This window comes from Fulvimarina manganoxydans (genome assembly GCF_900176465.1).
Classification (GTDB): domain Bacteria; phylum Pseudomonadota; class Alphaproteobacteria; order Rhizobiales; family Rhizobiaceae; genus Fulvimarina; species Fulvimarina manganoxydans.
This window is the reverse complement of sequence record NZ_FWXR01000005.1, coordinates 125535-150968: the sequence shown is the minus strand read 5'-3', so window position 1 is coordinate 150968 and position 25434 is coordinate 125535. Positions and strand designations below refer to the sequence as shown.

The following is a 25434-nucleotide window of genomic DNA, read 5'->3' as shown; positions in this document are numbered from 1 at the left end:
GTCCAAGTGTGGCGCGTGGAACCGGCTTTCGATGCGACGATTGTTCGTCGATCAGCCGCGCATCGCGGCCGAGCCATTGGAAAGACGCGCCGATGATTCTCTTCCCCGACGGACGCCGGATGCCCGGCGTTCTGGCCGCCCCGCTTCTTGTCGCTCTCCTCGCCGGCTGCAATGCGGCAACGCCCTTTCCCAACCCGGACAATCCGATCCGAGGCGCGCGGGTGTCGGCCAATCCCTATCCCCCTGGATCCGATGCCTATTGCCGGACCTATGCGCGCCAGACGGCGGCCAACGCCTATGAAGGCCGGATCGACCGATCCGAGGATGGCTTCGGCGTTCGCCAGATCACCGAGGAGTTTGCCCGGCGGGACGGCGCCCGCGCCTATCAGCGCTGCCGGGCTGGCCGTGTGAACTGATAATACGGTATCCGCCTGACCCAGTCGGGTTTCGTATCGTTCGCCCAATGCGCGCATCTTCGCATTTGCAGGCGAAAGCCGCCGCGCCCTGACGAAACGCCGCCGGGAGCATGCTTCCCACGGCAGCCTTTCCTGTCTTCATGCGGTGTTTGGCGCTCGGTCAGGCCGCCATGGCCGCTTTGCGTGCGGCATCCTTTTTCGCTCCGCTTCCTGCCGCGCCCATCTCGAAGGTCGAGACCAAGTCCGACAGCCGGTTGGCTTCGTCGCCGAGCCGGTGAGACGCGGCCGTCGCCTGCTCGACCATCGCGGCATTCTGCTGGGTGACCTGATCCATGCTGGAGACCGCCACATTCACCTCACCGATGCTTGTCGCTTGTTCGGCGGCCGATGCCGAAATCGTCTGGATCGCGTCGTTGATGGCGACGACTTCCCGCATGATCTCGTCAAGGGCCGAGCCGGTGCGACCAACGAGTTCGACGCCCCTGTCGACCTGCTCGGTGGAGGTGTTGATGAGGTCCTTGATCTCCTTGGCCGCTTCCGCCGAGCGTTGCGCGAGCGCCCGCACTTCCTGGGCGACCACGGCAAAACCTCGACCGGACTCGCCCGCCCGCGCGGCCTCGACGCCGGCATTGAGTGCGAGAAGATTGGTCTGGAAGGCGATCTCGTCGATCACCGTGATGATCTGCGAGATCTGGCCGGAGGAGTTTTCGATCTCGCCCATCGCGGCCACCGCTTCGGCGACCACTTCGGACGACTTCTCGGCACGGCTCTTGGCATTGCCGGCAAGATTGCGGGCGTGCTCCGCCCCGCCCGACGAGCGCGTCACGGCCTCGTTGATTTCGCTGAGCGCGGCGGCCGTTTCCTCCAAGCTCGCCGCTTGCTGCTCCGTGCGCCGCGCGAGATCATCTGAAGAGGCGCGGATTTCGAGCGTGCCGGTCTGGATCGATCCGGTGACCGACGAAATGGCGCTCATGGCTTGGTTCAGGGAGGTGACGGCCCGGTTGAAGTCCAGTCTCAGGCTTTCATAGGCGCCCGGGAACGTCGTCTCGATCGAGGTGGTGAGATCGCCATTGGCAAGACGTGTGAGCCCGCGTCCGATTTCGCCGACCACCAGGTCTTGAGCCGCCATCGCCTGGGATTGCCGCTCGCTTGCCGTTGTGCGTTCGGCGTCGACGGCCCCTTGAGCGGTGCGGGCTTCCGCCTCGGCCTGCTCCTTGCGCAGGGCTGCCTGGCGCAGAGCTTCGACCGAGCGGGCCATTGCGCCGATGTCGTCCCCGCGCCGCGTGCCGGGGACATCGACCGAGGTGTCGCCCTCGCCGAGCCGGTCCATCGCGCCGGCAAGTCCTTTGAGCGAGGCGAACATGCGGCGTGAGACGAAGAGCGAAGTCAGGACGATGAGTGTGAGAAGAACGACCGAGACCAGGAAGATCTTCCATTCGAGCGCGTTGACGTGAGCGAAGAACTCGCTCTTCTTGACGCCCACATAGAGGATGCCGACCGTCTCACCCGCCGCGTTTTTGATCGGGTCATAGGCGGTGTAATAGGCCGTACCCAGAATATCGGCCTCGCCGCGGAACGGCTCGCCGCGACCGAGAACCGCGTCATAGACGGGCCCCTTGGCGAGCTTCGTTCCAACCGCCCGGCTGCCGTCCGGCTTCATGACATTGGTTGTCACGCGCGTGTCGCCCATGAAGATGGTCGCGGTGCCGCCCACGAGATCCTTCACTCGATCCACTGCCTCGTAGAAATCATTGAGCGTCTGACCATCGGCGAGGAATCGGCCATCCGTCACCGAGAAGTCGGACCCATATTGGCGCAACACGTCCCAGGCGACGCGCATATTGGCTTCCTGACGCTCCGTGGCTTGTTGCTCCGCGCTGTTCTCCAAAGAGAAGGCGGTCACCGCCATCAAGGCGACCGTAAGCGTGAGAAGGCTGACGACGACTATTGCGGCAACTTTGGACGAAAGCGACATGGTGGCCCGAGGCATGGCTCGTCTCCTAAGAATAGATTAAATCGTTAAGTTGAAATAATTTGTTGAATAAGGTTACTAAATTACGAAAGAGCGTCGGCTATTGAAGGTGATGCGCGAAAAACGCTTTCGCAAGCCGTTTCCTTGGCAGGTGAGCGTGACGCAGCCCGTTCGTCTCAAACGGCTTTCGACTGATTAGATGTTTGATCCCAGGCTTTGATGGTGCAATCTATTCACACGAATGGAAGGAAGCACTATGGGCCAGGTTCAGCATGGGAGCGCCACGACGACTGCGGCAGTCCGTCGAGCGATACAGCATGGTCAAGCGAGCCTGAGGACGCTTTCCATACGCTACGGGTTCAACCCGAAGACCGTCGCCAAAATAGTGAAGCGGACCTCCACAGGCGATCGCCGAACCGGGCCGAAGAAGCCTCATGCCACAATTCTGTCCGTCGGGGACGAGGCCGTCGTCGTCGCCTTCCGCCGCCATACGTTATTGCCGCTCGATGACTGTCTCTATGCCCTCCAGCCGACAATCCCGCATCTTCGCCCGGCTTGCCGGTGAAGGGCCGGAACCCGAGCGCATCATGATCGACACCACCCATCTGAAGGCCCATTGCGGATCGCGGCTATGACAGCGCATGGTTCCATGCGGAACTGGAATCCAGCGGCATCGAGCCGTGCATCCCATCGAGCCGAAGCCGTAAAACCCCCTACGCATACGACACGACGCTCTACCGCCAAGGCCACAAGGCCGAGAACCTGTTCGCCAAGCTCAAGGACTGGCGGCGCATCGCCACACGCTAGGACCGGTGCGCTCACACCTTCTTCTCGGCCATCTGCATCGCTGCCGCCGTCATCTTCTGGCTTTGATCAATGAGTCCTGAGCCTAGAAAACCTTTCATCCCTTGGCCCGCGACAATAACCATGAACCAATTTGCCGCGCGTCGTTAGCATTGCCATGGCGCGAGGTGCTCCATTTTCCGAGTCTAAAGCCCATCGCCGTGCTCTCCGGAAGGGCTTCTGAATGAGATCGAGGGTCAAACCGCCCAATATCCAGAGGCACCAACCATGTTCACCGCCGACCTCGCTTTCGAAGCCGATTTCGATGGTTGGCGGCAGGCTGCTCGCGCCGCCTATTCGCGGAGCGTGAGACCCGAGGATCTCGCTTTCACCATCGCCGGGGCCGGTGAGACGCTCTTTGCCGAACCGCTCGGCCCTCACGATCCCGATGGGCCGCAGCCAAGTGTGCCCAAGGCTTTCATCGATCTGGCGCGAAAGCTCGTCTGCCATGCCGATCAGGACCGTTTGGTCTTCGCCTATCGCCTGTTGTGGCGCCTGCAGAGCGAAAAGCGCCTCCTCGACATTGCGTCGGATCCCGATGTTCTCAGAGCCACCGAAATGGAAAAGGCGGTGCGGCGCGACGCGCACAAGATGAAAGCCTTCGTCCGCTTTCGAGAGATCGAGGCCGAGGATGGCGCCCGACATTACGTGGCCTGGTTCGAGCCTTTCCACCATATCGTGGAGGCGACCGCACCCTTCTTCGCGCGGCGCTTCGCCGGCATGGTCTGGACGATTTTGACGCCGGAGAGGACGGCCCATTGGGACGGGGCGGACCTCACATTCCTGCCCGGCGCGTCGAAAGAAATGCGCCCGGATGGCGACGACATGGAGGCGCTCTGGCTGACCTATTACGCTTCGATCTTCAACCCGGCCCGCCTCAAGGTAAAGGCGATGACGGCGGAGATGCCCAAGAAATATTGGGCGAACATGCCGGAGACCGCCCTCGTCAAACCGCTTGTCGCCGGCGCGGAGGCGGCGCAGCGCCGCATGATCGAAACCCTCCCGACCCTGCCGAGTTTGCGTCACGAGAGATTGCAGGAGCGGCAGGCGATGACACTACCCCAAATGGAGAAGACCCCGGCGCCCGGCTTCAACAAGGTGCCGGACGATCTTGCCGAAGCGCGGGATCAGGCGAGCCGCTGCCAGGCCTGCCCGCTTTGGGAGCCGGCGACACAGACCGTGTTCGGCAAGGGGCCGAGCGATGCGCCGGTCATTTTCGTCGGGGAGCAGCCGGGCGATCAGGAGGATATTGCCGGCGAGCCCTTTGTTGGGCCCGCAGGACAGGTTTTCGACAAGGCGTTGCTCGCCGCCGGCATCGACCGGTCACAGGCCTATGTCACCAATGCGGTCAAACATTTCAAATTCACCCCGCGCGGCAAGCGGCGCATTCATGCCAAGCCGAATGTCGGGGAAATCCGGGCCTGCCGCTGGTGGCTCGATCTGGAGCGCGAGCTGGTCAAGCCGAAACTGATCGTCGCCCTCGGCGCGACCGCGGCCCAGGGCGTTCTCGGCAAGTCGGTGACGATCCGCGACACGCGCTCGAAGTTGATCGATCTCGACGGGGCGACGAAGCTCCTCGTCACCGTCCATCCATCCTATATCCTGCGCCTGCCGGACGAGGCGGCGAGGGTGCGCGAGCAGGCCGCGTTCGAAGCCGATATGGGGCTTGTCTTGCAGACGATCCCCGAACTTGCGCTCGCGGCCTGATTGCAGGAGGCGGTTTAGACGCGCGCGCCGGCGGGCGGCGTCTTGCCGGCCTTGATCGCGTCCTCACGCTCGTCCTCGCTCATCGCCTCCCAATCCTGCACCTCTTTCGGAATGTCCTTGCCGATCAGATCCTCGCCCAGCCTCTCGCCGTGATAGCGCTTGTCAGTACGCTCGATCGCATTGTCGAAACCGTCGTCCTTTTTGCTTTCATCACCTTGCATGGCCGTCCTCCATTCGTTTGCCTTGTTCAGTTGATGTAGAGGCCGAGCTGTCGGTCTGACAGCTTCACGCTGCAATGATCGGCGCGGAGCTCCATCATGCGCCGGTCTGTCTCAGGTGATAAGCGCTCTCAGAGCTTGTCAGATGCGATCGGAGAGCCGAACTATGAAACGATGACAGATGCCGAAGACCGGGTGCCCGGTTCGTCCCATATGATCGACGTTGCGTCGGTGGCCCCGCCACCGGCCGACCTGCGCGGTCCTTCGCGAATGTCCGACGGCTTGTTTCCGCCTGCTCAAAAGACGCCGTCGCTTTTTGCCGAGGCGGGACCGGCCGTCGTGCGCGTTATCGATACGGAAACCGCCGGCCAGCGCCTGGAAGACGATGCCGTCCTCGAGATCGGGTCAGTCGATCTCGATCTTGCGACGGGGCGCATCTTCAATCCCATGCAGACCTTCTGCGATCCGGGTGGTGTCGCCATCAATCCGAAGGCGCGGCGTATCCACCAGATCAGCGACGAGATGTTGGCCGGCGCTCCGCCCTTCGCCGAAGCCGTCGCGCCTTTCCACGCCCCCATCTATGCGGCCCAGCGCGCCGAGTTCGACCGCTCGCGCTTGAGGTTGACGGGTCGCTGGCTCTGTACGCACAAGCTTGCCTTGCGCGCCTTTCCGAAAGTGCGGGCGCATGGGTTGCAGAGCCTCGTCAAATATCTGCCGCTGAACCTGTCCGAGGTCGAGCCGCATCTCGCCGGGCTTCATGCGCACCGCGCGCTTTACGATGCGCTCTGCACGGCCGTTCTCCTCAAGGCGATCACCGAGGCCTTGATGCCGCGATGCCAAGACATCGAGGATTTTCTGGAGCGGGCGGAAAAGGTCTCGGCCGAGCCGGCGCTTCTCGCCAAGCTGCGTTTCGGCCGGCACAAGGGCGTGCCCCTCGCCGAGGTGCCGAGCGATTATCTCGAATGGCTTTTGGCCGAGCCCGGTATGAATGCCGACGCCGTCTTCACCGCGCGCCATCACCTTGCCTCGCGCGGCATTCGCGGAGCGCGGAAGCTGCCGACGGCGTGAGGCCTCCTCCTGCGCGTCAGATGGTCTGGTCTGCAAGGCGGCCGGCGTCGCTCTAAGTTTGCGCTCATGAACTTGCCAACTCGCATTCTGGGCCGTGAGGCGCGATGAAACCCTTTGCCGATCTCATCGACGCCTTGACACTGACGCCGTCGCGCAATGGCAAGCTGCGGCTGATGGTGGAGCATTTTCGCGGCGAGCCGGACCCTGAGCGGGGCATCGCCTTGGCGGCGATCACCGGCGATCTCGATATCCGATCGGTGAAGCCCGCCATGCTGCGCGAACTCGCGACGGCGCGGATGGACCCCGTGCTCTTCGGCTATTCCTATGACTATGTGGGCGATCTTGCCGAGACGATCTCGCTGGTCTGGCCGGGGCCTCATGATGAAGCTTCGCGATCGCAGGAGGCGGAGCCAACCTTGTCCGAGGTCGTCTTGCGGCTGAATGGGGCGAGCCGGCAGGAGGGGCCGCGGCTCGTCGAAGCCTGGCTCGATCGGTTGGATGCCTCCGGGCGCTACGCACTCTTGAAGCTCGTGACCGGAGCGATGCGCATCGGCGTTTCGGCGCGTCTTGCCAAACAGGCGCTGGCCGATTTCGGCGAGAAGGATGTGAGCGAGATCGAGGAGCTCTGGCACGGGCTCACTCCGCCCTATGAAGAGCTTTTCGCCTGGCTGGAGGGACGGGCCGATAAGCCGGTTTCGGCCGCCAAGGCGCCGTTCCGACCCGTTATGCTATCTCAGCCGCTGGAGGAGCCCGATCATGGGCTGATCGACCCGCAAACTTACGCGGCCGAATGGAAATGGGACGGCATCCGGGTTCAGGCGAGCGCGGAGGGTGGTGTGGCCCGGCTCTATTCCCGCACGGGTGACGATATTTCCGGCGCCTTTCCCGATCTCATGGATTTCATGACCTTCGAAGGAACGCTCGACGGAGAGCTTCTCGTCGCCGTGCCTACGGAGGCGCGATCCGGGCGGCCGAAGGTCGACGCCCATAAAGGTGCGCGAGGCGACGACATCGTCGTCGGCACCTTCTCCGATCTTCAGCAACGCCTCAACCGCAAGAGCGTCTCGGCGGCGATGCTCAAGACATATCCTGTCTTCTTGAGAGCCTATGATCTTCTTATCGAAGGCGGGGAGGATCTCCGCACGCTGCCCTTCGCCGAGCGTCGCAAGCGGCTCGACCGGTTTGCAGACCATCTGGAGCCGACGCGCTTCGATGTCTCGCCCTTCGTGCCATTCGAGAGCATTGCCGATCTCGCCAAGGCCCGCGCCAACCCGCCCCATGCGGTGATCGAGGGCGTCATGCTGAAGCGCTGGGATTCGGCCTATGTGCCGGGCCGGCCCAAGGGACCCTGGTTCAAATGGAAGCAGGATCCGTATCTCGTGGACGCCGTGCTCATGTATGCCCAGCGCGGTCATGGCAAACGGTCCAGCTTCTATTCGGACTATACGTTTGGCGTCTGGACGGGCGCTGAGGATGCGCCGGAACTCGTGCCTGTCGGCAAGGCCTATTTCGGCTTCACGGACGAAGAGCTGAAGCAGCTCGACAAATATATCCGCGACAACACGATCGAGCGCTTCGGGCCGGTGCGCTCGGTGCGGGCCGAGCCCGATCATGGCCTCGTCATCGAGGTCGCCTTCGAGGGGCTGCAGCGTTCGGCGCGGCACAAATCGGGCGTTGCCATGCGCTTTCCAAGGGTCAGCCGATTGCGCTGGGACAAGCCGGCCGCCGAGGCCGACCGGCTGGAGACGCTGCAGGCGATGCTTGACTCAAACTAACCCAAAGCCCAACGCCGGCTACCACCTGAATTCGTCGGGACATCGTGCGATCTCGATCAATGCCGTTTGTCTCGCTCGCGAGCGACGTCTCGGGCGACGAGATGAGCGATCACGACGAAACCCGAAAATCCGAGCACGATCCACACGATGTCGAGAAGGTCAGCGGTCATCTTCGGTCACCTTGAGAAACTTCGTCGCCGTGCGATGAAGATAGTAGCTGATGCCGAAACCCGCCAGACTGATCATCGGTATCGCGAAGCCCAGCGTGCCCGTAACCGCTGCGTTGACAAGCGGTCCGACACCGGCGACGACGCCGACACCGATCGCCAAGCCGTTCACATAGGAGGCCTGTAGCTTTTCCCGCTCCGTCGGGGCGGTCTTTTGGTTCCTCAAGGGGAGCATGCCGACAAGACCCCGCGCATAATCACTATCGTAAATAGCGATATCGCAAAGGGCGACTGATCCCAAGCCAGATGGGAGCATTCAACGCGATCGGCCGCTTCTTCCGCCTGCGGGCGCGTCCTGCTGCGCCCGCATTGATCTCGGTGAAGGAGAGCGAGTCGTTTCCGCTCGCCTTACATCGTGTCCTCTTCCGTCGGCACGAGGATCTCCCGCTTGCCGGCGTGATTGGCCGGGCCGACGACGCCTTCCTTCTCCATGCGCTCGATGATCGAGGCGGCGCGGTTGTAGCCGATACCGAGGCGGCGCTGGATGTAGGAGGTGGACGCCTTGCCGTCGCGCAGGACGACCGCGACCGCCTGGTCGTAGAGATCGGCGTTCTCGTCCGGCTCGGGGGCGTTGGCGTTGCCCTTGCCGGACGAGCCGCCCGACGAGCCGCCATCGTCCTCGTCGTCGTCCTCGAGGACGGCGTCGAGATAGTCGGGCACGCCTTGTGCCTTGAGGTGGGTGACGATGCGCTCGACCTCGCCGTCGTCGACGAAGGGCCCGTGGACGCGCTGGATGCGCCCGCCGCCGGTCATGAAGAGCATGTCGCCCATGCCAAGGAGCTGTTCGGCGCCGCTCTCGCCGAGCATGACGCGGCTGTCGATCTTCGAAGTCACTTGGAAGGAGATGCGGGTCGGGAAGTTCGCCTTGATCGTGCCGGTGATGACGTCGGTGGACGGGCGCTGGGTCGCCATGATCACATGGATGCCGGCGGCGCGGGCCATCTGGGCAAGGCGTTGGACGGCGCCTTCGATCTCCTTGCCGGCGACCATCATCAGATCGGCCATCTCGTCGATGATGACGACGATATAGGGCAATGGGCGCAGATCGAACTCTTCCGTCTCGAAGATCGGCTCGCCGCTCTCCCGGTCGAAGCCGGTCTGGACCGTGCGCGACATGGTCTCGCCGCGCTCCATGGCGGCGCGGACGCGCTGGTTGAAGCCGTCGATGTTGCGCACACCGACCTTGGACATCTTCCGGTAGCGGTCCTCCATCTCCTTGACCGTCCATTTGAGGGCGACGACCGCCTTCTTCGGATCGGTGACGACGGGGGCGAGAAGATGGGGGATGCCGTCATAGATCGACAGTTCCAGCATCTTCGGATCGATCATGATCAGGCGGCACTCGGCCGGAGAGTGCCGGTAGAGCAGCGAGGCGATCATGGTGTTGATCGCCACCGACTTGCCAGAGCCGGTGGTACCGGCGACGAGAAGATGGGGCATCTTGGCGAGATCGGCGATGACGGGCTCGCCGCCGATCGTCTTGCCGAGGGCGAGCGGCAGCTTGCCCCGGTGCTGGGCAAAGCTTTCCGAGCCGATCATCTCGCGGAAATAGACCGTCTCGCGCCGCACATTCGGCAATTCGATGCCGATGGCGTTCTTGCCGGGAATGACCGCGACGCGGGCCGCGATCGCCGACATGGACCGGGCGATGTCGTCGGCCAGACCGATGACGCGCGAGGACTTGATGCCAGGGGCCGGCTCCAACTCGTAGAGCGTGACGACGGGGCCGGGGCGAACCTCCATGATCTCGCCTTTGACGCCAAAGTCCTTCAGGACGCCTTCGAGAAGGCGGGCGTTTTCGGCCAGAGCGGCTTCCGAGAGGCTGGCATCGAAATCCTGTTCCTTGGCAGGCGTCAGATATTCGATGGAGGGCAGCTCATAGGTCGCCGGGTCGGTGAGTTCGAGCTTCGGCTTCATGGCGACGGCGCGGCCGGAGCCGGTTCGCAAGGCCTGTTGCTGGGCGGTGACGACCTGGCTCTGAGGGACGAGACGGGCGTCGTTGCCGCCCTGACCCTGGGCCGCTCCCATGCCTTGCGCCACGGCCGCCTGCTGGTCGGCGGGGCCATGGGCGCGCGGCATCGGCGGAGGTGCGCGGCGCGCGTCGGCGGCTGGTTGCTGCGGCGCAGATTGGCGCGGCGCGGGCGCGCTCGTCTGTGGGTTTTCGAATTCTTCCTTCGGGCGGCGGCCCGGAAAGGCGATGATATTGGCCGGCAAAAGACCGCGCCAGCCGCCATCGGCCGGTGCGGGGCCGGCGGTCGGGGCCACTCGGTCGTCTGCGTCGATCATCATCTCCGCGCCGGACGGCCCCATGCCGTAATCGGCCTGGGGCTCGAATCCTTGACCTGCTTGCGCGGTCGGCGCCGCCTCGGCGCGATGGCCGGAAGCGGCATTAGCCCGGAACCAGGCATCGTTGGCATAAGGGTCCTGAGGCTCTGCGCCATACTGGCCTTCGTCATAGGCGGCCCAAGCCTGATCTTCGTAACCGTCGTCGTCTTGGAGGAGTTCCTCTGCCGGTTCTGCCGGGGTCTCGAAGGGCGCATCGAAGCGGCCGGTGACGATCGGCTGCTGATGATGGGCGTGGGGATTGGCCGCAGGCGGCGTCATGGCTGGCTGTGCCGCCGCTTGGCGAGGCATCGCATGCCCCATCGGTTGTGCTACCGGCTGACCGAAAGCCTCGTCTTCGGTGCCGTCTGTATCCGCGAAGGGGTCGTAATAGCTCGCCGTCGGAGCCTGAGACGGCATCTGGACGCGTATGGTGCGCTCCGGCGCGCTCATGACCGGCTCGGCCGGGACTTCAGGCGGGATGGGCGCGCCGCGCTGAGCGGTGCGCCGGTCGAATTCGGGCTCCATCCGCGCAAATTCCGGTTCCCGATGGGCGCGAGGGTCGGCATAGGGTGCGTCCGGTGACGGCACTTCCGGCATAGCGGCATGCGCCATGTGAGGCTCGGGCCGATGGGCTGGATGAACCCGGACCGGCGCGCGGCGATACCCGTCTTCGGGGGCGAGCAGGGCGGGATCGCGCACCACGGGTGCCGGCGCGGCCTGGTCGTTCCAGTCGTCGAAACGGTCGCCGAATTCGCGGCGGCGCTCGGCGCGGGCCGCCCGGAAGCGATCGAAGGCCGAGCGGACCGAGAAGGCGGCATGGGCGAGAGCGCCGACGACCAGCTGGAAGCGGCTTTCGCCATCGTCCTCGGCCAGATCGCCGGCCCTTGCGCCAGCATAATGGCGCGAGTCGGCATAGGCGTCATAGGCCTCTGCCGACGACCGACGATCGAGAATGCCGGCGCCGTTCAGATAGAGCCAAGCCGCCGGGACAGTCAGCAGAAGGCCGAAGACGATCGCGAAGAAGCCGGAGGGATAGCCGCCGATCGCGAGCGCGGGGAATTTCAAGACGATGTCGCCGAGAACGCCGCCAAGGCCGATCGGAAGCGGCCAATGCTCGGTGGCCGGCATGCAGCCGACGGCGGCGCAGCCGAGCGCGATGCCGCCCAGCGCAAGCCAGGCACGACGGGAGACCTTGTCGAGCCCTTTGCCGCTGATGAGGAGGATACCCCAGATGAGCGGCAGGGCGATGAACAGCGCCGCGCCAAGGCCGAGAATCTGCATCATCAGATCGGCAGCGACGGCGCCGGAGCCGCCGGCCGCGTTTTCGATGAGATTGCGGTTCGACTGGCTCCAGGACGGATCGTTCACATTCCAAGTCGCGGCCGAAACCGCCAGGAAGGCGGAGACCCCGACGAGGGCGAGACCCCCGCCGATCTCCAACTGTCGCTTGATGTTCATGAGCCGCTCACCCGCCTCTTCAGCCATCATCGCCATCGGTTCGCCATCCGCTGCATTGGGGCAGACGGGAAGCGGGCGCAGTGTCCCGCTTCGATTCCGTCTCGCCTTCAGATTCGTGCTTCGGCGTCAGGCGGCCCCGTTCAGGGCCGGCCGGGCGCCTGGAGGGGCCGCTCGGCTTGCGCGCAATCAGCGCAGCCTGCGCCTCCGTTCGGCGTGAGATTAGGGGGCGTCTGGTTAAGCTCCGTTTAAGCTTAAGAAGGGCTTACGGCGGGGAAAGGAAAAAATTCTGCCACAAAGATGCGTCTTGGGGATGATGTCAGCCATTGCCCCGGAAGCCGGGGTAAAGCGTCATGCCGCCGTCCACATAGATCGTCTGACCGGTGATGTAATCCGACGCATCGGAGACCAGCCAAGCAACCACACGCCCCACATCGGCCGGCTCGCCGACCCGGCCATAGGGGATGAGCTTCAACATCTCGTCCAGATGGGACTCGCGTTCCGCCTTGTTGATATTGGTGGCGATCGCGCCGGGCGCGACGGCGTTGACGCGGATCTTCTCCTCCGCAACCTCTTGGGCGATCGACTCCATCAGGAGATGAAGCCCGCCCTTGGACGCGGCGTAATTGGCGCGGAAAGCCCAGGGGATGCGTTGATGAACGGAGGAATCGAAGACGAGCTTGCCCATGGCTGCGCTGACATCCTCGCGCAGACCTTTCTTTCGGAACCGGCGGATCGCTTCACGCCCGACCAGGAACGCGCCGGTGAGATTGACGGATATGACCGCATTCCACTCATCGAGCGTCATCTCCCCGATCGCCTTGTCGCGCTGAAGGCCGGCATTGGAAAAGACGATGTCGACGGGGCCGTAGATCCGCTCGGCCTCGTCGAACAGGCCAATGACGTCCTCTTCCTTTGAGATATCGCCCTGAACCTCGGTGGCTTCGCCGCCGGCTTTGCGGATCGTGTCGATGACGGTTTCGGCCGCATCGTCCTTCGACCGATAATTGACGACGACCCTTGCGCCCGCCTCGGCAAGGATGATCGCCGTGCCAGCGCCAATCCCGGACGAGGCGCCGGTGACGATCGCCGTTTGGCCCTTCAAGGAGGGAAGATCAGAAGATGCCATCGGGGTCCTCGAGCATGCTGAATTCGAAATGGCTGGGGTCGCGGACATCGCCGTTCAAGGATCGGTCGAGCCAGATCGCGGCCGAGATCAGAGATAGATGGGTGAGAGCCTGGGGGAAGTTGCCGAGATGGTCGCCGGCTGAGGATAATTCCTCCGAATAAAGGCCCAGATGGTTGGAATAGGTGTGAAGCTTTTCGAACAGGAGCCGCGCCTCGGCCACATAGCCGGTGCGGGCAAGGGCTTCCACATACCAGAAGGAGCAGATCGTGAAGGCGCCTTCCTGGCCCTCCAGCCCGTCGTCGTTCTCGGCGCAGTTGCGATAGCGGTGGACGAGACAGTCATGGACGAGTTCGCGCCGCACGGCTTTCAGGGTGGATGTCCACATGGCGTCGCGCGGATTGATGAATTTGACGAGCGGCATCAGGAGAACGACCGCATCGAGCGTCGAGGATCCCTTGAACTGGGTGAAGGCGCCGATATCCGGGTTCCAGAATTCCTCCAGGATCGTGCGCTGGATCAGGTCGCGTTCGCGGCGCCATTGTTCGATATTGGCGGGTAGGGACTGTTCCATCGCGATGCGCAAGGCGCGGTCGAGCGCGACCCAGCACATGAGGCGCGAGGACAGATATTCCTTCGGCCCGCCGCGGCTTTCCCATATGCCTTGATCGGGCTGGCGCCAGTTCTCGCAGAGCCAGTCCATCATCCGGGATAGCTTGATCCAGACCGAATAGGCCGGCTTTCCCCGCGCCTTGGTGGCGATATAGACCGCGTCCATGAACTCGCCATAGATGTCGAGCTGAAGCTGGCTATAGGCCGCGTTGCCCACGCGCACCGGCGTGGAATCGGCATAGCCGGACAGATGATCCAGCGTCGATTCGGGCAACTCACTTCGACCATCCATGCCGTACATGATCTGCAGGCCCTCGGCGCCGTCCTCGACGGCCCGCTCCATCAGAAAATGGATGAAGGATTCGGCCTCGTCGTAATAGCCAAGGCGCGAAAGACTGTAGAGCGTGAAGGCGGCATCCCGGACCCAGCAATAGCGGTAGTCCCAATTGCGCTCGCCGCCGAGCACTTCCGGCAGGCCGAAGGTCGCGGCCGCGGCGATCGAACCGTGCTCGGCCGATGTCAGAAGCTTCAGCGTCAGCGCAGACCGGGTGACGAGTTCGCGCCAGAAGGACGGATATTGCCCGGCATTGACCCATTTGTGCCAATGATCGCGTGTTTGCGTGAAGGCATTGCGCACATACTGCCCGTCGATCTCGGGGCTATCGTCATGATTGGGGCAGAGCACGATATAGGCGCTCTCGCCCTCCTTCAGCTCGATGCGGGCGGTGATGGCGTCGTCCGTGAGGGTCAGGGGAAAGGAGGAATGGACCTCCATCGGTCGCTCGCACCCGTCCCAGTCGATCCTGATGCCGTCTTCGAACTGGCTGAGACGCGGCGCCTTCCGGCCGTAATCGGGCCGGGGCGTGAGATCGACCTCGAAGGCGACCGTGTTCATGATCGCCTTGGCCCGGCGCACGATCCGGCCCGTTCCGTCCACCGGCATGAAATCTGTGACTTCGCCGATCCCTTCATTCTCCAGGAAGCGCGTGATGAGAATGTTGGTGTCGGGCAGGTACATCTGCTTGGTCTTCATTTCGCCACTTCGGCTTTTGGCGCCGAAGCTGAAGGAGCCGCCCTTTTCGGGATCGAGCAACGAGCCGAAGACGGTCGGCGAGGCGATATTGGGATGGCAAAAAAAGGAGATCGTCGCGTCGTCCGCGACAAGGGCAAGGGTGCGCATATCTCCGATCACCCCATGCTGGGAGATCGGATGCGGCGCGGGATGCATGACGTCTTTGGCCATTCCGGTAAAATCGTCCTGAGGGGTGCGATCGCTTCGAAGGATTGGAAAGTTGCGCGTAGCTGGCCAAAGACAAGGCGAAGAGGGAGTGAGGGTGCTCCGCTTCCTGTGACACATTGCTCCTGCGCTTGCCTTTTTCTAATCTTCGGGCGAGTGCGGCTCGGATTCGTCAAGCGGTGCTTCGAGACGGCGACTGCGCGCCCTCGAGGGATCCAATGAGCCGATCGGCGATATTGGAACGGCCGGTCCACCTTTCGGGCCGTGGAGTTGGCGGAGTGGACCTTGGCGAGCGAGATCGAGACGAGCATCCGGGGGTTTCTCGCCCAGGGCGACTCCAAAGACCCGGATTATCGCCTGAAAGTCTATGAGGCCGCCGATCGCGCCATTGGGCGCATGGCGGAAAAGAATGGCGACGACGCCGAAGCCAAGGCCAAACGCGCCGATCTCGTCGAGGCGATCGAGGCGATCGAGGCCGAATATGGCCATGATGTTCACGACGAACCGGTCGAACCGACGGATCCTGGCGAGCCTGCCGCCGGCGAATCTCGTTCGGCGGCGGCGATGGTCGGTCTCTCCGAACGCGACCCGCGCTCGGCGAAAGGCGAGGATCCGGTTCTGTCCGAGGCGATCTCGTCTGAGGATCGGATCGATATCGGCGGTAAGAATGGCGTCGGCGAGCCAAACGGTGAGGATGCGCGCGAGGAGGATGCATCCGGTCTTTCCAGCACTTGGCGGCCCGGCGGCGAGCGTTCGGGCGCAAACCGAAAGCGCCCCTGGGGCGGTGGCCTCGTGGTCTCCAGCCTTATTCTTCTTCTGATCCTGTTTCTTCTGGCGGCCGGGCTTTGGCTGCTTCTGCCGCTCCTCTCCGGCGCCTTTTCGCCCCCGAAGACGACGGAAGGCCCGACGATCGAGGAAACGATCGCGGCCGCCGAAGAAGGAGAGGGGTGGATATCGGTCTTCGACGGCACGCAGCTCGACGCGATCAGCTCGTCGGATGGCGGACGTGTGGTCGCCGAGACGGCTCTCGACGGCTCACCTGTCGTACGCATTACGGGCGGGCCCGAGGCGGGGGCGGAAATCGCGCTGCTCGTCGGTCCTGGCGTCGTTTCGCGGCTGGAGGGCGAAAGCGTGCGGGCCGAGCTGACGGCCGGAACCGATCCCGATGCCAGCCGGGAGTTTTCCGTACGCTGCCTCTTCGATGGCGAGACCCGTTGCGGCCGTCAACGCTTTACAGTCTCCACCGAACGCCAGCCCTTCGTCTTCGAGGTCGATCTGTCGGGGATCGAGGGAGGCGACGGACGGATCGCCATCGATCCGTCCTTGGGCGTGGGCAACGACCTCGTCGTCTATTCCCTTCGCCTCAAGCCGGTCGAAGGTGCCTGAGCGTGGGCCGCCCCGGCGATGTCGTCGGCGATCCGTGCTCACGGTTTCGTTAACTGATCAGGAACGCCAAAGACGATCTGCCGTCATGCGCCTGTCGAAACCGGCACGCTAGAATCGGTTTCGAAGGTGAATCGAAGACCGTGCGGGGTCGGGCGTTTCGAGGCCCCGCGGAGCGCGCTCGATGCGTCGGATCGCCAAAGAGAAAGAATGAACGGTCCACGGGATTGAGAGGGGGATCGCGCTGCGGTCTTGCCCTTCATAGGGACCGAGAAGACGGTGAGGACCATGGACGATCGCAAAGCTTCGCAGGAGGGGCGCTGGAGCCGGTTCGGCGCCCATCCGCGGAGCCAGCGCCTTCTCGCCCTGATCGTGCTTGGGCTTGGGCTGCTCGCCTGGCGGTTTCCGGAGGCGACGGCCTGGCTCGCGGCATTCGGCGCCCTGCTCCTCGTCCTTCTCTTCTGGCCTTTGCGCGGCGATCGCGCGGCGGCGAAGAAGGAGGCGCCGCGAAGCGCGGCCGAATGGCCCGATGCCGGCATGAAAGCCGTCGTGGAAGCTATCGGCGAGCCGGCCATGATCGTCGATCGCGCCACCTATCTCCGCTACCGCAACCCAGCCTGCACGATCGCCTTCGGCTCGATGGCGCTGGGCGATTCGGTTTCGCTACGCCTGCGCTCGCCAACCGTCCTTGCCGCGCTCGAAAGGGCGATCGATGGCAATACTCCGACCGAAGCCGTTCTCGAGGAGCGTCGCTCGGTCGATCGCATCTGGGACGTCGCCGTTCTGCCGATCCCGGCGCCGGCCGGTGAGTCGCCGCGATTCTTCCTGGTGCTGTTTCGCGATCGCACCGCCGAGCGGCGGACCGAACAGATGCGCACCGACTTCGTCGCCAATGCAAGCCATGAATTGCGCACCCCGCTCGCCTCGCTTGCCGGCTTCATCGAGACGCTGCAGGGCCCGGCACGGGACGATGCTGCGGCGCGCGAGAAATTCCTAGCCATTATGCGCGATCAGGCCGCGCGCATGTCGCGCCTCATCGACGATCTCCTGTCCCTGTCGCGAATCGAGATGAAGCGCCATCTGCCGGTGAAGACTCCGGTCGATCTGACGGACATCTTCCGAACAGTTGAAGACCAGATCACCCCGCTCGCCGAAGAGCTCGGCGTGTCGATCGAGCTCGACCTGCCGCAGACGCCGGTTTTCGTCGCAGGCGAAGAAGACGAACTTCTCCAGGTCTTTTCCAATCTCGTCGAAAATGCCTGCAAATACGGCCAGTCGGGCGGGCGGGTCACGCTCCGCGTCTCGCAAGCTGATGAGCGCGGACGGTCGGTCGTGGACGGCTCCGTCACCGACTATGGGCCGGGAATCGCGCCCGAGCATGTGCCCCGCCTGACCGAGCGCTTCTATCGCGTGGATGTCGCCAACTCCCGCTCCAAGCGCGGAACGGGCCTCGGCCTCTCCATCGTGCGCAACATTCTTCTGCGCCACAAGGCGCGACTCCTGGTGCATTCGGCGGTCGACGAGGGCTCGACTTTCACAGCGCGTTTTCCGGCTTGTGACGCTCGTTCGGTGGAAATCGAAAATAGCTATCAAAAACAAAAGCTTGAAGTGTCATAAAAGCGTAGCTGGCGTGTCATATACCGTTCGCGGACGCTCGGTAGGACAGCGATGAACCGTCGCTGCCGAGCAGGTGGCGCCAGAACAGGGTGGCGTCCATACCACTTCGGTTCACAAACGAAACTCCATAAGGAGAGATCCACGTGAATAAGACGCTCCTCGCCGGCCTCGTGCTGGCCTCGACCATGTCCGTGTCCTCGTTCGCCCTCGCCCAGAGCAATGATCAGATCCAGGTCGCTGGTTCCTCGACCGTTCTTCCTTACGCTCAGATCGTCGCCGAGAACTTCGGCGAGACCTTCCCGGACTATCCGACCCCGGTCGTCGAGTCGGGCGGTTCCTCGGCTGGCCTGAAGCAGTTCTGCCAGGGTGTCGGTCCGGACACGATCGACGTTGCCAACGCTTCGCGCGCCATCAAGGAATCCGAGGTCGAGGCCTGCAAGGCGAACGGCGTCAACGAGATCCAAGAGGTCAAGTTCGGCTATGACGGCATCGTCTTCGCGTCGTCGGCTTCGGGCCCGGACTTCAAGCTGAACCCGGCTCGTATCTTCCAGGCTCTCGCCGCCAAGGTCGTCAAGGACGGTGAAGTCGTCGACAATTCCACGAGCAATTGGAACGCCGTCGACTCTTCGCTGCCGGACCAGAAGATCACTGCTTTCATCCCGGCTTCCAACCACGGCACCCGTGAAGTCTTCGAAGAGAAGGTCCTCATCAAGGGCTGCGAAGAGTCCGGTACGCTCGAGGCTTATGTGAAGTCCGGCATGGACGAGGACGCCGCTGAGGACCAGTGCAAGACGGTCCGCACCGATGGCGTCGTCTCCGAGATTTCCGGCGATTACACCGAGACGCTCGCTCGCATCGAAGCCGACCAGCAGGCCATCGGCGTGTTCGGTCTCGCCTTCTACGAGCAGAACCAGGACAAGCTGAAGGTCGCGACGATCAACGACGTCGTTCCGTCGGCTCAAACCATCGCTACCGGCGAGTATCCGGTATCGCGTCCGCTGTACTTCTATGTGAAGAAGGCTCACATCGGCGTCGTTCCGGGCCTGTCCGAATACGTCCAGTTCTTCCTCTCCGACCAGATGACCGGCGAAGGTTCGCCGACCGTCGAATACGGCCTGGTGCCGCTGTCGGACGAAGAGCGTCAGGAGCAGATCTCGAACTTCGAGAACGGCGTGACGCTCGGCTCCTAATGAGCTGATTGCGGGTCTTCTTAGGAGGCCCGCTCATTCCGAGCCGCCGGTCGCTTTCGGGTGATCGGCGGGTTCAGGCATGAGAGGGTGGACTCGCTCTCGAATAAGCATGTTGCCTCGGGTCGGATCGAACCCGATGGCAGCGCGGCTGCCGCCCTTTCCTAAGTCGGGCAGAGTCGTCAGCCAAGTCCGCGCCCTCATCGTCAAGTGGGCGACAGGCGGGCTTGGATCGCAAGGGTTTTGAGTGGGCGAATTCTCTTAGCGTCGTCCGCGCCTCATTCAGCTTTCCCGTCGGCGAAAGGGCATTTCGTGTCGACCTTCACCATCATACTTGCCGTTCTGGCGATTGGGCTTGTCGGTGCCGTTCTCGGCTATCGCCGAAGCCGGGCATTCGCCTTCGCGGACGGTCCGAAGCTTCATTCGCGTCCGGTATATCACGCCTCCTATGTCGCATCCTGGGCCGTCATTCCTTCGCTTCTTCTGTTGAGCGCTTGGCTGATCGTCTCGCCGATCGTCGTCTATTCGAGCGTGAGCACCAGTTTTCCGGAAGGCGTTCTCGCCGAGACCTCGCTGACCGAAGATCTCGCCTACGGCATCGTCGAATCGATCGGGGACGGCTTACGGGTGCTTCCGCCCGAGGAGCGCTCGACGATCACCGATTCGACGCCGGTCGCCGATGTCTCGTCCATGCTCCGCGCTCGCGGCGTGCCGATCGCGTCCGCCGCGGCCGACTGGATGGTGCCGCTGGCGCTGCAGCTCAATTCGATGCAGGCGACGAGCCGGCTTCTGATGACGGGCGCGGTGATTCTATTGGCGCTGGCCGGTGCATTCTGGGGCTATCGGCACATCCAGCCGCGCCTCAGAGCCCGCAACAGCGTCGAAGGCGTCGTGCGCGGCGCCCTGATCGTCGCCTCCTCGATCGCCATTCTGACGACCATCGGCATCGTCTTCTCGATGCTCTTCGAGACGATCGACTTCTTCTCCCGAATCTCCCCGGCCGAATTCTTCTTCGGGACCGAATGGAATCCACGCTTCTCAGGCGCCGGCTCCGACGGCTCCGCGGGCAGCTTCGGCTTCATCCCGCTTCTGGCCGGCACGCTCTACATCGCGGGCGTGGCAATGTTGATCGCCGTGCCGATCGGGCTTTTCGCCGCGATCTACATGGCCGAATATGCCGACAACAAGACGCGTTCGATCGTCAAGCCGCTTCTCGAAGTGCTCGCCGGCATCCCAACCATCGTCTACGGTTTCTTCGCCCTGATCACGGTCGGCCCCTTCCTGCGCGATCTGTCGGCCCAGATCGCCGGGATCACGACAGGCAGCTATACGAGCTTCATCCAGGCACAAAGCGTGCTGACCGCGGGTCTCGTCATGGCGATCATGCTGATCCCCTTCGTCTCCTCGCTCTCCGACGACATCATCACCTCGGTCCCGCGTTCGCTCAGAGACGGCTCGCTCGGGCTTGGGGCGACGCGGTCGGAGACGATCAAGAAGGTGATCCTGCCAGCGGCGCTGCCGGGCATCGTCTCGGCTCTTCTGCTCACGGCCTCGCGGGCCATCGGCGAGACGATGATCGTTGTGCTGGCGGCCGGCGTCGCGGCCAACCTCACCATCAACCCCTTCGAGGCGATGACCACAATCACGGTGAAGATCGTCGCGCAGCTGACGGGCGATCTCGAATTCAACTCGCCGCAGACGCTCGTCGCCTTCGCCCTCGGCATGACGCTCTTCTTCCTGACGCTCTGCCTCAACATCTACGCCCTCTACATCGTGCGCAAATACAAGGAACAGTACGAATGAGCGACGCGACGGTCACCGGAGTTCCCGACGCGTCGCCTGCGCGCCGCGATATCGGGATCAAGAAGCGCTATGCCGCCGAGCGGCGCTTCAAGGCCTATGGCATCACCGCGATCGCCATTGGCATCCTCTTTCTCATCGCGCTTCTCTGGAGCGTGTTCTCGAAAGGCTATACAGCCTTCTGGCAGACGGAAATCCACGTTCCGATCACCTTCTCCGAACAGGTTCTCGGAACGCCGCAGCAGGCGGCCGAAAGCCAGACCAAGCTGATGATGGCGAACTACCCGCAGCTTGCGCGCGAGGGTCTGGTCCAGCTTCTGGGCATCGATCCGGACGACAAGGCGGCGGTGAGCGCGGCAAGCGCACTCATCTCCTCGGGTGTGCGCGTCCAGCTGCGCGACATCGTCCTCAACGATCTCTCGGTGATCGGCCAGACCCAGGATGTCTGGCTCTTCGGAAGTTCGGAGCTCGATAGCGCCCTGAAGGGGCAGTACGACCTGACCGTGCCAGAGAACCGCCGGCCGATCAGCGATCTGCAGCTCCAATATATCGACAAGCTGAAGAGCATGGGCGCGCTGGAGCAGCGCTTCAACTGGGGCCTCTTCACCTTCGGCGCTTCCTCACGCGCCGAGACTGCGGGTGTGGGCGTGGCGATCATCGGTTCGCTCTACATGATGCTGATCGTGCTTGCTCTGGCGCTGCCGATCGGTGTCGCCGCCTCGATCTATCTCGAGGAGTTCGCCCCGAAGAACAAGTTCACCGACCTCATCGAGGTGAACATCAACAATCTGGCGGCGGTGCCCTCGATCGTCTTCGGTCTCTTGGGTCTCGCGGTCTTCATCAACTGGTTCGGTCTACCGCGTTCGGCCGCCCTGGTCGGCGGTCTCGTTCTGACGCTGATGACGCTTCCGACGATCATCATCGCCACCCGCGCCGCTCTGCGGGCGGTGCCGCCTTCGATCCGCTGGGCCGCCCTCGGCCTCGGCGCTTCAAAGACCCAAACCGTGTTCCAGCACGTCCTGCCGCTCGCAGCGCCGGGCATTCTGACCGGCACAATTATCGGCCTTGCCCAGGCGCTTGGCGAGACGGCGCCGCTGCTCCTCATCGGCATGGTCGCCTTCGTGGCCGACTATCCGGCCTCGCCCATGGACCCGGCGACGGCCTTGCCCGTCCAGATCTATATGTGGGCGAACGAAGCCGAGCGTGCCTTCGTGGAGCGCACCTCCGGCGCCATTATCATCCTTCTGGGATTTCTGGCGCTCATGAACCTGACGGCGATTTTCCTTCGTCGTCGCTTTGAACGACGGTGGTAAGGATTATGGATATGCAGATGGAAAACATCCAAGCGACGCTGAACAAGGGCCCCGCCGTGCAAGCTGCCAAGCCGACCAAGATGCGCTCCGAGAACGTCACCGTCCATTACGGCGCGAAACAGGCGCTCAACGGTATCAATCTCGACGTGCCCGAGCGGCAGGTGACCGCGCTGATCGGCCCGTCGGGCTGCGGCAAATCCACTTATCTGCGCTGCCTCAACCGCATGAACGACACGATTGACGGCTGTAAGGTCGGCGGCAAGATCACCCTCGACAACGAGGACATCTACGACCCGTCGATCGACGTGGTCGAGCTGCGCGCCCGTGTGGGCATGGTGTTCCAGAAGCCGAATCCGTTTCCGAAGTCGATCTTCGAGAACGTCGCCTATGGGCCGAAGATCCATGGTCTTGCGCGCAACAAGAACGAGCTCGACGAGATCGTTCACCGCAGCCTGGAGCGGGCGGGCCTTCTGAAAGAGGTCAAGGACCGGCTCGACGAGCCGGGCACCGGTCTTTCGGGTGGCCAGCAGCAGCGCCTGTGCATCGCACGTGCCATCGCCGTGTCGCCGGAGGTCATCCTGATGGACGAGCCCTGTTCGGCGCTCGACCCGATCGCGACGGCGACGGTCGAGGAACTGATCGATGAGCTCAGGGAGAATTTCACGATCGTCATCGTGACCCACTCCATGCAGCAGGCCGCGCGCGTGAGCCAGGTCACGGCGATGTTCCATCTGGGCGACCTCGCCGAAGTCGGACCGACGGAGAAGATGTTCTCCAATCCCGACGACAAGCGCACCCAGGACTACATTACGGGCCGCTTCGGCTGAGCCGATTGCGCGCCGCGTTGGGATCGGTGGAGCGTGAGGGCCCGCCCAGCCGCGTCCTGCGCTAGGCGGGCGACATTGGGACGCGGGGACGTGCTAAAACGATCGGCGTCTCCCGCTCCAACGCATGAGAGAGGCTCCGGTCGACGCATCGAAGCCTTGAGAAAAGACCTTTAACGGGCGTCGCGGCAGACCAGCGTCGAGCGCGGTCGGACGCAAGAGACGGGAGGCCTCAGATGGCCGAGCATATCGTTTCCTCCTATGAGGACGAACTCAAATTCATCGTCCGTCGGATCTCTGAAATGGGTGGTCTGGCCGAACGGATGGTCGAGCAGGCCGTGACGGCCCTGACCCGCAGCGATGCGGCGCTCGCCCAGTCCGTGGTCGCCGACGACGCGATCCTCGACGCCCAGCAGCGCGAGATCGACGAGCGGGCTATCATGACGATCGCCAAGCGCCAGCCCATGGCGATCGATCTGCGTGAGATCGTCGGCGCGATCCGCATCTCCAACGAGTTGGAGCGGATCGGCGATCTCGCCAAGAACATCGCCAAGCGGGTGATCGCGGTTCACGACCATATCCAGCCGGCCCAGCTCGTGCGCGGCATCGAGCATCTCTCGGAGCTCTCGGTCGAGCAGGTGAAGGACGTCCTCGACGCCTATGCCATGCGCGATCCCCAGCGTGCGGCGGCGATCCGCGAGGGCGACGAGGAGATCGACGCGGTCTACACCTCGATCTTCCGCGAGCTTCTGACCTACATGATGGAAGATCCGCGCAACATCACCGCTTGCACGCATCTTCTGTTCTCGGCCAAGAACCTCGAACGCATCGGCGATCATGCGACGAACATCGCCGAGACGGTCTATTATATCCGCACCGGCAGCGAGATTGCTGAGGAGCGTCCCAAGGGTGACACGACCGCCAGCGTGACGCAGTCGACGGTCGAAAACGCAGCGAGCGGACAGGCGGGATGATGAAAACGCGCATCGTCGTCGTCGAGGACGAGGAAGCGCTGGGCGTGCTCCTGCGCTACAACCTCGAAGCTGAAGGCTATCAGGTCGACGTTATCGAGAATGGTGACGAGGCCGATATCCGATTGAAGGAGGAGATGCCTGATCTTCTCCTCCTTGACTGGATGCTGCCAGGCCTGTCAGGCGTCGAGATCTGTCGACGCCTGCGCCAGAGGCCCGAGACCGAGCGGCTTCCGATTCTGATGCTGACGGCACGAGGCGAAGAGGCCGAGCGCGTGCGCGGCCTCTCGGTCGGGGCAGACGACTATGTGGTCAAGCCCTTCTCGATGCCGGAACTGATGGCTCGTATTCGCGCCATGCTCCGGCGGGCGCGGCCCGAAAAGCTGTCGACCCAGCTTTCGGCCGGCGATATCGAACTCGATCGCGAGACGCACAGGGTTCGCCGTTCGGGCCGGGAGATCAAGCTTGGGCCAACGGAATTTCGTCTCCTGGAATTCTTCATGGAATCCCCCGGCCGGGTCTTCTCGCGCGAGCAGCTTCTCGATGGCGTCTGGGGCCGGGACATCTATGTGGACGAGCGAACGGTGGATGTGCATATCGGCCGGCTTCGCAAGGCCATCAATCGGGCGCGCGAGCGTGATCCCATCCGCACGGTGCGCGGCGCCGGCTATGCGTTGGACGAGCAGTTCCTGACGGCCAAGCCCACGCCCACACGCGCCAAGGTGCGGGAAGCGGCGAGCGGGTGATCGGGCGGCCCTGCCGAAACGGGGCGCTTGATCACCGGCCTGTCGGTCGCGATTGAGCTCAGTCCTATCGGGTCATTTCATAAACCATTGTCGGGTCTGCAGAGTTCGACGGTGAGACGGACTCCCCCGACGCTTCGTCATCCTCGCACTCGAAGAGTGCGGGGACCATGCCATGATCGTCCGAGCGGCACTCAGGCCGACGAAACGCACCAAGCGAAGCAAACCGCAATCGTCTGTGGATGTGAGCAGCGTTCGAGGCATGGGTCCTGAGGCCCTGACGGGCCGAGGATGACGACCGGTATGAAAGCTTCGACCAATCGTCAGCCGTTTCCATCTGACGCAGTAGGATGAGAGCGTCGGGCGACAAATCCGGATCCAGAGCGCATGACAGTTTCCTCGGACGGCGAAGGGCGAGTGCCAGGCGTTCGCTTCATCTCGTTCGTCATGCTCGGGCCTGTCCCGAGCATCCAGTGCGCCAATGAAGCCGCTTCTCTTGCAGGCGTTTCTGGATTCTCGGCACGGTGGCCGAGAATGACGAAGCGTCGCGGGTGCCGGCTTTACGATCACGTCGCGGTCTATGATCGAGCACAGTGTCGCGGACTCTGATCAGCA

General features: G+C 63.4%; 18 protein-coding genes and 1 pseudogene. 13 read left to right on the top strand and 6 right to left on the bottom strand.

The genetic code is table 11. The features are described from left to right. The first annotated feature begins 92 nt into the window (after positions 1–92). Positions 93–416, top strand: coding sequence for a hypothetical protein (locus B9A15_RS08250; RefSeq protein ID WP_084409560.1), 324 nt, complete (start codon positions 93–95; stop codon positions 414–416). Between the two features lie 160 nt (positions 417–576). Here the strand turns inward: B9A15_RS08250 and B9A15_RS08245 are convergent, their stop codons facing one another. After that, complete coding sequence (locus tag B9A15_RS08245) at positions 577–2406, bottom strand: methyl-accepting chemotaxis protein (protein WP_210190487.1); 1830 nt, start codon at positions 2404–2406, stop codon at positions 577–579. A 238-nt stretch (positions 2407–2644) separates the two neighbouring features. Between B9A15_RS08245 and B9A15_RS08240 the strand changes: the two are divergent. After that, positions 2645–2935: pseudogene (locus tag B9A15_RS08240) on the top strand (IS481 family transposase); the annotation flags it as partial. A 524-nt stretch (positions 2936–3459) separates the two neighbouring features. After that, positions 3460–4938 (top strand): UdgX family uracil-DNA binding protein, encoded by a 1479-nt coding sequence (locus B9A15_RS08235; RefSeq protein WP_084409558.1) that lies wholly within the window; start codon positions 3460–3462, stop codon positions 4936–4938. A gap of 14 nt (positions 4939–4952) precedes the next feature. Here the strand turns inward: B9A15_RS08235 and B9A15_RS08230 are convergent, their stop codons facing one another. Next, positions 4953–5159, bottom strand: coding sequence for a hypothetical protein (locus B9A15_RS08230; RefSeq protein ID WP_084409557.1), 207 nt, complete (start codon positions 5157–5159; stop codon positions 4953–4955). Positions 5160–5330: 171 nt separating this feature from the next. Here B9A15_RS08230 and B9A15_RS08225 point away from each other — a divergent pair, with 171 nt between their 5' ends. Beyond that, on the top strand, positions 5331–6224 hold the full coding sequence (locus B9A15_RS08225; protein ID WP_244556850.1) for an exonuclease domain-containing protein: 894 nt from the start codon (positions 5331–5333) through the stop codon (positions 6222–6224). A gap of 104 nt (positions 6225–6328) precedes the next feature. Next, positions 6329–7999, top strand: coding sequence for a cisplatin damage response ATP-dependent DNA ligase (locus B9A15_RS08220; protein WP_084409556.1), 1671 nt, complete (start codon positions 6329–6331; stop codon positions 7997–7999). 159 nt (positions 8000–8158) lie between these two features. On the opposite strand, the gene B9A15_RS08215 is transcribed toward B9A15_RS08220, so the two are convergent. The 4 genes from B9A15_RS08215 to B9A15_RS08200 all read right to left on the bottom strand — a co-directional run bounded on the left by B9A15_RS08215 (position 8159) and on the right by B9A15_RS08200 (position 14987). Further along, a complete protein-coding gene (locus B9A15_RS08215) occupies positions 8159–8401 on the bottom strand; it encodes a hypothetical protein (RefSeq protein ID WP_139798275.1) in 243 nt (80 codons plus the stop codon). 173 nt (positions 8402–8574) lie between these two features. Beyond that, the gene (locus B9A15_RS08210) at positions 8575–12045 is read right to left on the bottom strand and encodes a DNA translocase FtsK (protein WP_084409554.1); all 3471 of its coding nucleotides are present in this window, start codon (positions 12043–12045) and stop codon (positions 8575–8577) included. A gap of 280 nt (positions 12046–12325) precedes the next feature. Next, positions 12326–13135, bottom strand: a complete 810-nt coding sequence (locus B9A15_RS08205; RefSeq protein ID WP_084409553.1) for an SDR family oxidoreductase — start codon at positions 13133–13135, stop codon at positions 12326–12328. After that, positions 13122–14987, bottom strand: a complete 1866-nt coding sequence (locus B9A15_RS08200; protein ID WP_244556849.1) for a glycoside hydrolase family 15 protein — start codon at positions 14985–14987, stop codon at positions 13122–13124. Before B9A15_RS08200 ends, B9A15_RS08205 begins: the two co-directional genes overlap by 14 nt. 279 nt (positions 14988–15266) lie before the next feature. On the opposite strand from B9A15_RS08200, the gene B9A15_RS08195 reads away from it, so the two are divergent. The 8 genes from B9A15_RS08195 to phoB all read left to right on the top strand — a co-directional run bounded on the left by B9A15_RS08195 (position 15267) and on the right by phoB (position 24822). Next, entirely contained in the window at positions 15267–16367 is a 1101-nt protein-coding gene (locus tag B9A15_RS08195) for a hypothetical protein (RefSeq protein WP_139798274.1), read from the top strand. 285 nt (positions 16368–16652) lie between these two features. After that, positions 16653–17981, top strand: a complete 1329-nt coding sequence (locus tag B9A15_RS08190; protein ID WP_084409551.1) for an ATP-binding protein — start codon at positions 16653–16655, stop codon at positions 17979–17981. A 143-nt stretch (positions 17982–18124) separates the two neighbouring features. Beyond that, positions 18125–19171 (top strand): PstS family phosphate ABC transporter substrate-binding protein, encoded by a 1047-nt coding sequence (locus B9A15_RS08185; RefSeq protein ID WP_084409550.1) that lies wholly within the window; start codon positions 18125–18127, stop codon positions 19169–19171. Between the two features lie 309 nt (positions 19172–19480). Next, entirely contained in the window at positions 19481–20971 is a 1491-nt protein-coding gene (pstC, locus tag B9A15_RS08180; protein ID WP_084409549.1) for a phosphate ABC transporter permease subunit PstC, read from the top strand. Next, on the top strand, positions 20968–22281 hold the full coding sequence (gene pstA / locus B9A15_RS08175; protein ID WP_084409548.1) for a phosphate ABC transporter permease PstA: 1314 nt from the start codon (positions 20968–20970) through the stop codon (positions 22279–22281). Before pstC ends, pstA begins: the two co-directional genes overlap by 4 nt. A 17-nt stretch (positions 22282–22298) precedes the next feature. Then, on the top strand, positions 22299–23108 hold the full coding sequence (gene pstB / locus B9A15_RS08170) for a phosphate ABC transporter ATP-binding protein PstB (protein ID WP_084409658.1): 810 nt from the start codon (positions 22299–22301) through the stop codon (positions 23106–23108). 233 nt (positions 23109–23341) lie between these two features. Then, complete coding sequence (gene phoU, locus B9A15_RS08165) at positions 23342–24079, top strand: phosphate signaling complex protein PhoU (RefSeq protein ID WP_084409547.1); 738 nt, start codon at positions 23342–23344, stop codon at positions 24077–24079. Further along, positions 24079–24822 (top strand): phosphate regulon transcriptional regulator PhoB, encoded by a 744-nt coding sequence (gene phoB, locus B9A15_RS08160; protein ID WP_084409657.1) that lies wholly within the window; start codon positions 24079–24081, stop codon positions 24820–24822. The genes phoU and phoB overlap by 1 nt, the downstream gene beginning before the upstream one ends. Positions 24823–25434: the final 612 nt, after the last annotated feature.

Bases quoted from the DNA above. Each gene is read 5' to 3' on its own strand.
- pstA (WP_084409548.1), top strand. From the start codon at position 20,968: ATGAGCGACGCGACGGTCACCGGAGTTCCCGACGCGTCGCCTGCGCGC.
- B9A15_RS08210 (WP_084409554.1), bottom strand. From the start codon at position 12,045: ATGGCGATGATGGCTGAAGAGGCGGGTGAGCGGCTCATGAACATCAAG.
- B9A15_RS08225 (WP_244556850.1), top strand. From the start codon at position 5,331: ATGACAGATGCCGAAGACCGGGTGCCCGGTTCGTCCCATATGATCGAC.
- B9A15_RS08220 (WP_084409556.1), top strand. From the start codon at position 6,329: ATGAAACCCTTTGCCGATCTCATCGACGCCTTGACACTGACGCCGTCG.
- B9A15_RS08215 (WP_139798275.1), bottom strand. From the start codon at position 8,401: ATGCTCCCCTTGAGGAACCAAAAGACCGCCCCGACGGAGCGGGAAAAG.
- B9A15_RS08205 (WP_084409553.1), bottom strand. From the start codon at position 13,135: ATGGCATCTTCTGATCTTCCCTCCTTGAAGGGCCAAACGGCGATCGTC.
- pstB (WP_084409658.1), top strand. From the start codon at position 22,299: ATGGAAAACATCCAAGCGACGCTGAACAAGGGCCCCGCCGTGCAAGCT.
- B9A15_RS08190 (WP_084409551.1), top strand. From the start codon at position 16,653: ATGGACGATCGCAAAGCTTCGCAGGAGGGGCGCTGGAGCCGGTTCGGC.
- B9A15_RS08250 (WP_084409560.1), top strand. From the start codon at position 93: ATGATTCTCTTCCCCGACGGACGCCGGATGCCCGGCGTTCTGGCCGCC.
- phoU (WP_084409547.1), top strand. From the start codon at position 23,342: ATGGCCGAGCATATCGTTTCCTCCTATGAGGACGAACTCAAATTCATC.
- B9A15_RS08235 (WP_084409558.1), top strand. From the start codon at position 3,460: ATGTTCACCGCCGACCTCGCTTTCGAAGCCGATTTCGATGGTTGGCGG.
- B9A15_RS08230 (WP_084409557.1), bottom strand. From the start codon at position 5,159: ATGCAAGGTGATGAAAGCAAAAAGGACGACGGTTTCGACAATGCGATC.
- B9A15_RS08200 (WP_244556849.1), bottom strand. From the start codon at position 14,987: ATGGCCAAAGACGTCATGCATCCCGCGCCGCATCCGATCTCCCAGCAT.
- phoB (WP_084409657.1), top strand. From the start codon at position 24,079: ATGAAAACGCGCATCGTCGTCGTCGAGGACGAGGAAGCGCTGGGCGTG.
- B9A15_RS08245 (WP_210190487.1), bottom strand. From the start codon at position 2,406: ATGCCTCGGGCCACCATGTCGCTTTCGTCCAAAGTTGCCGCAATAGTC.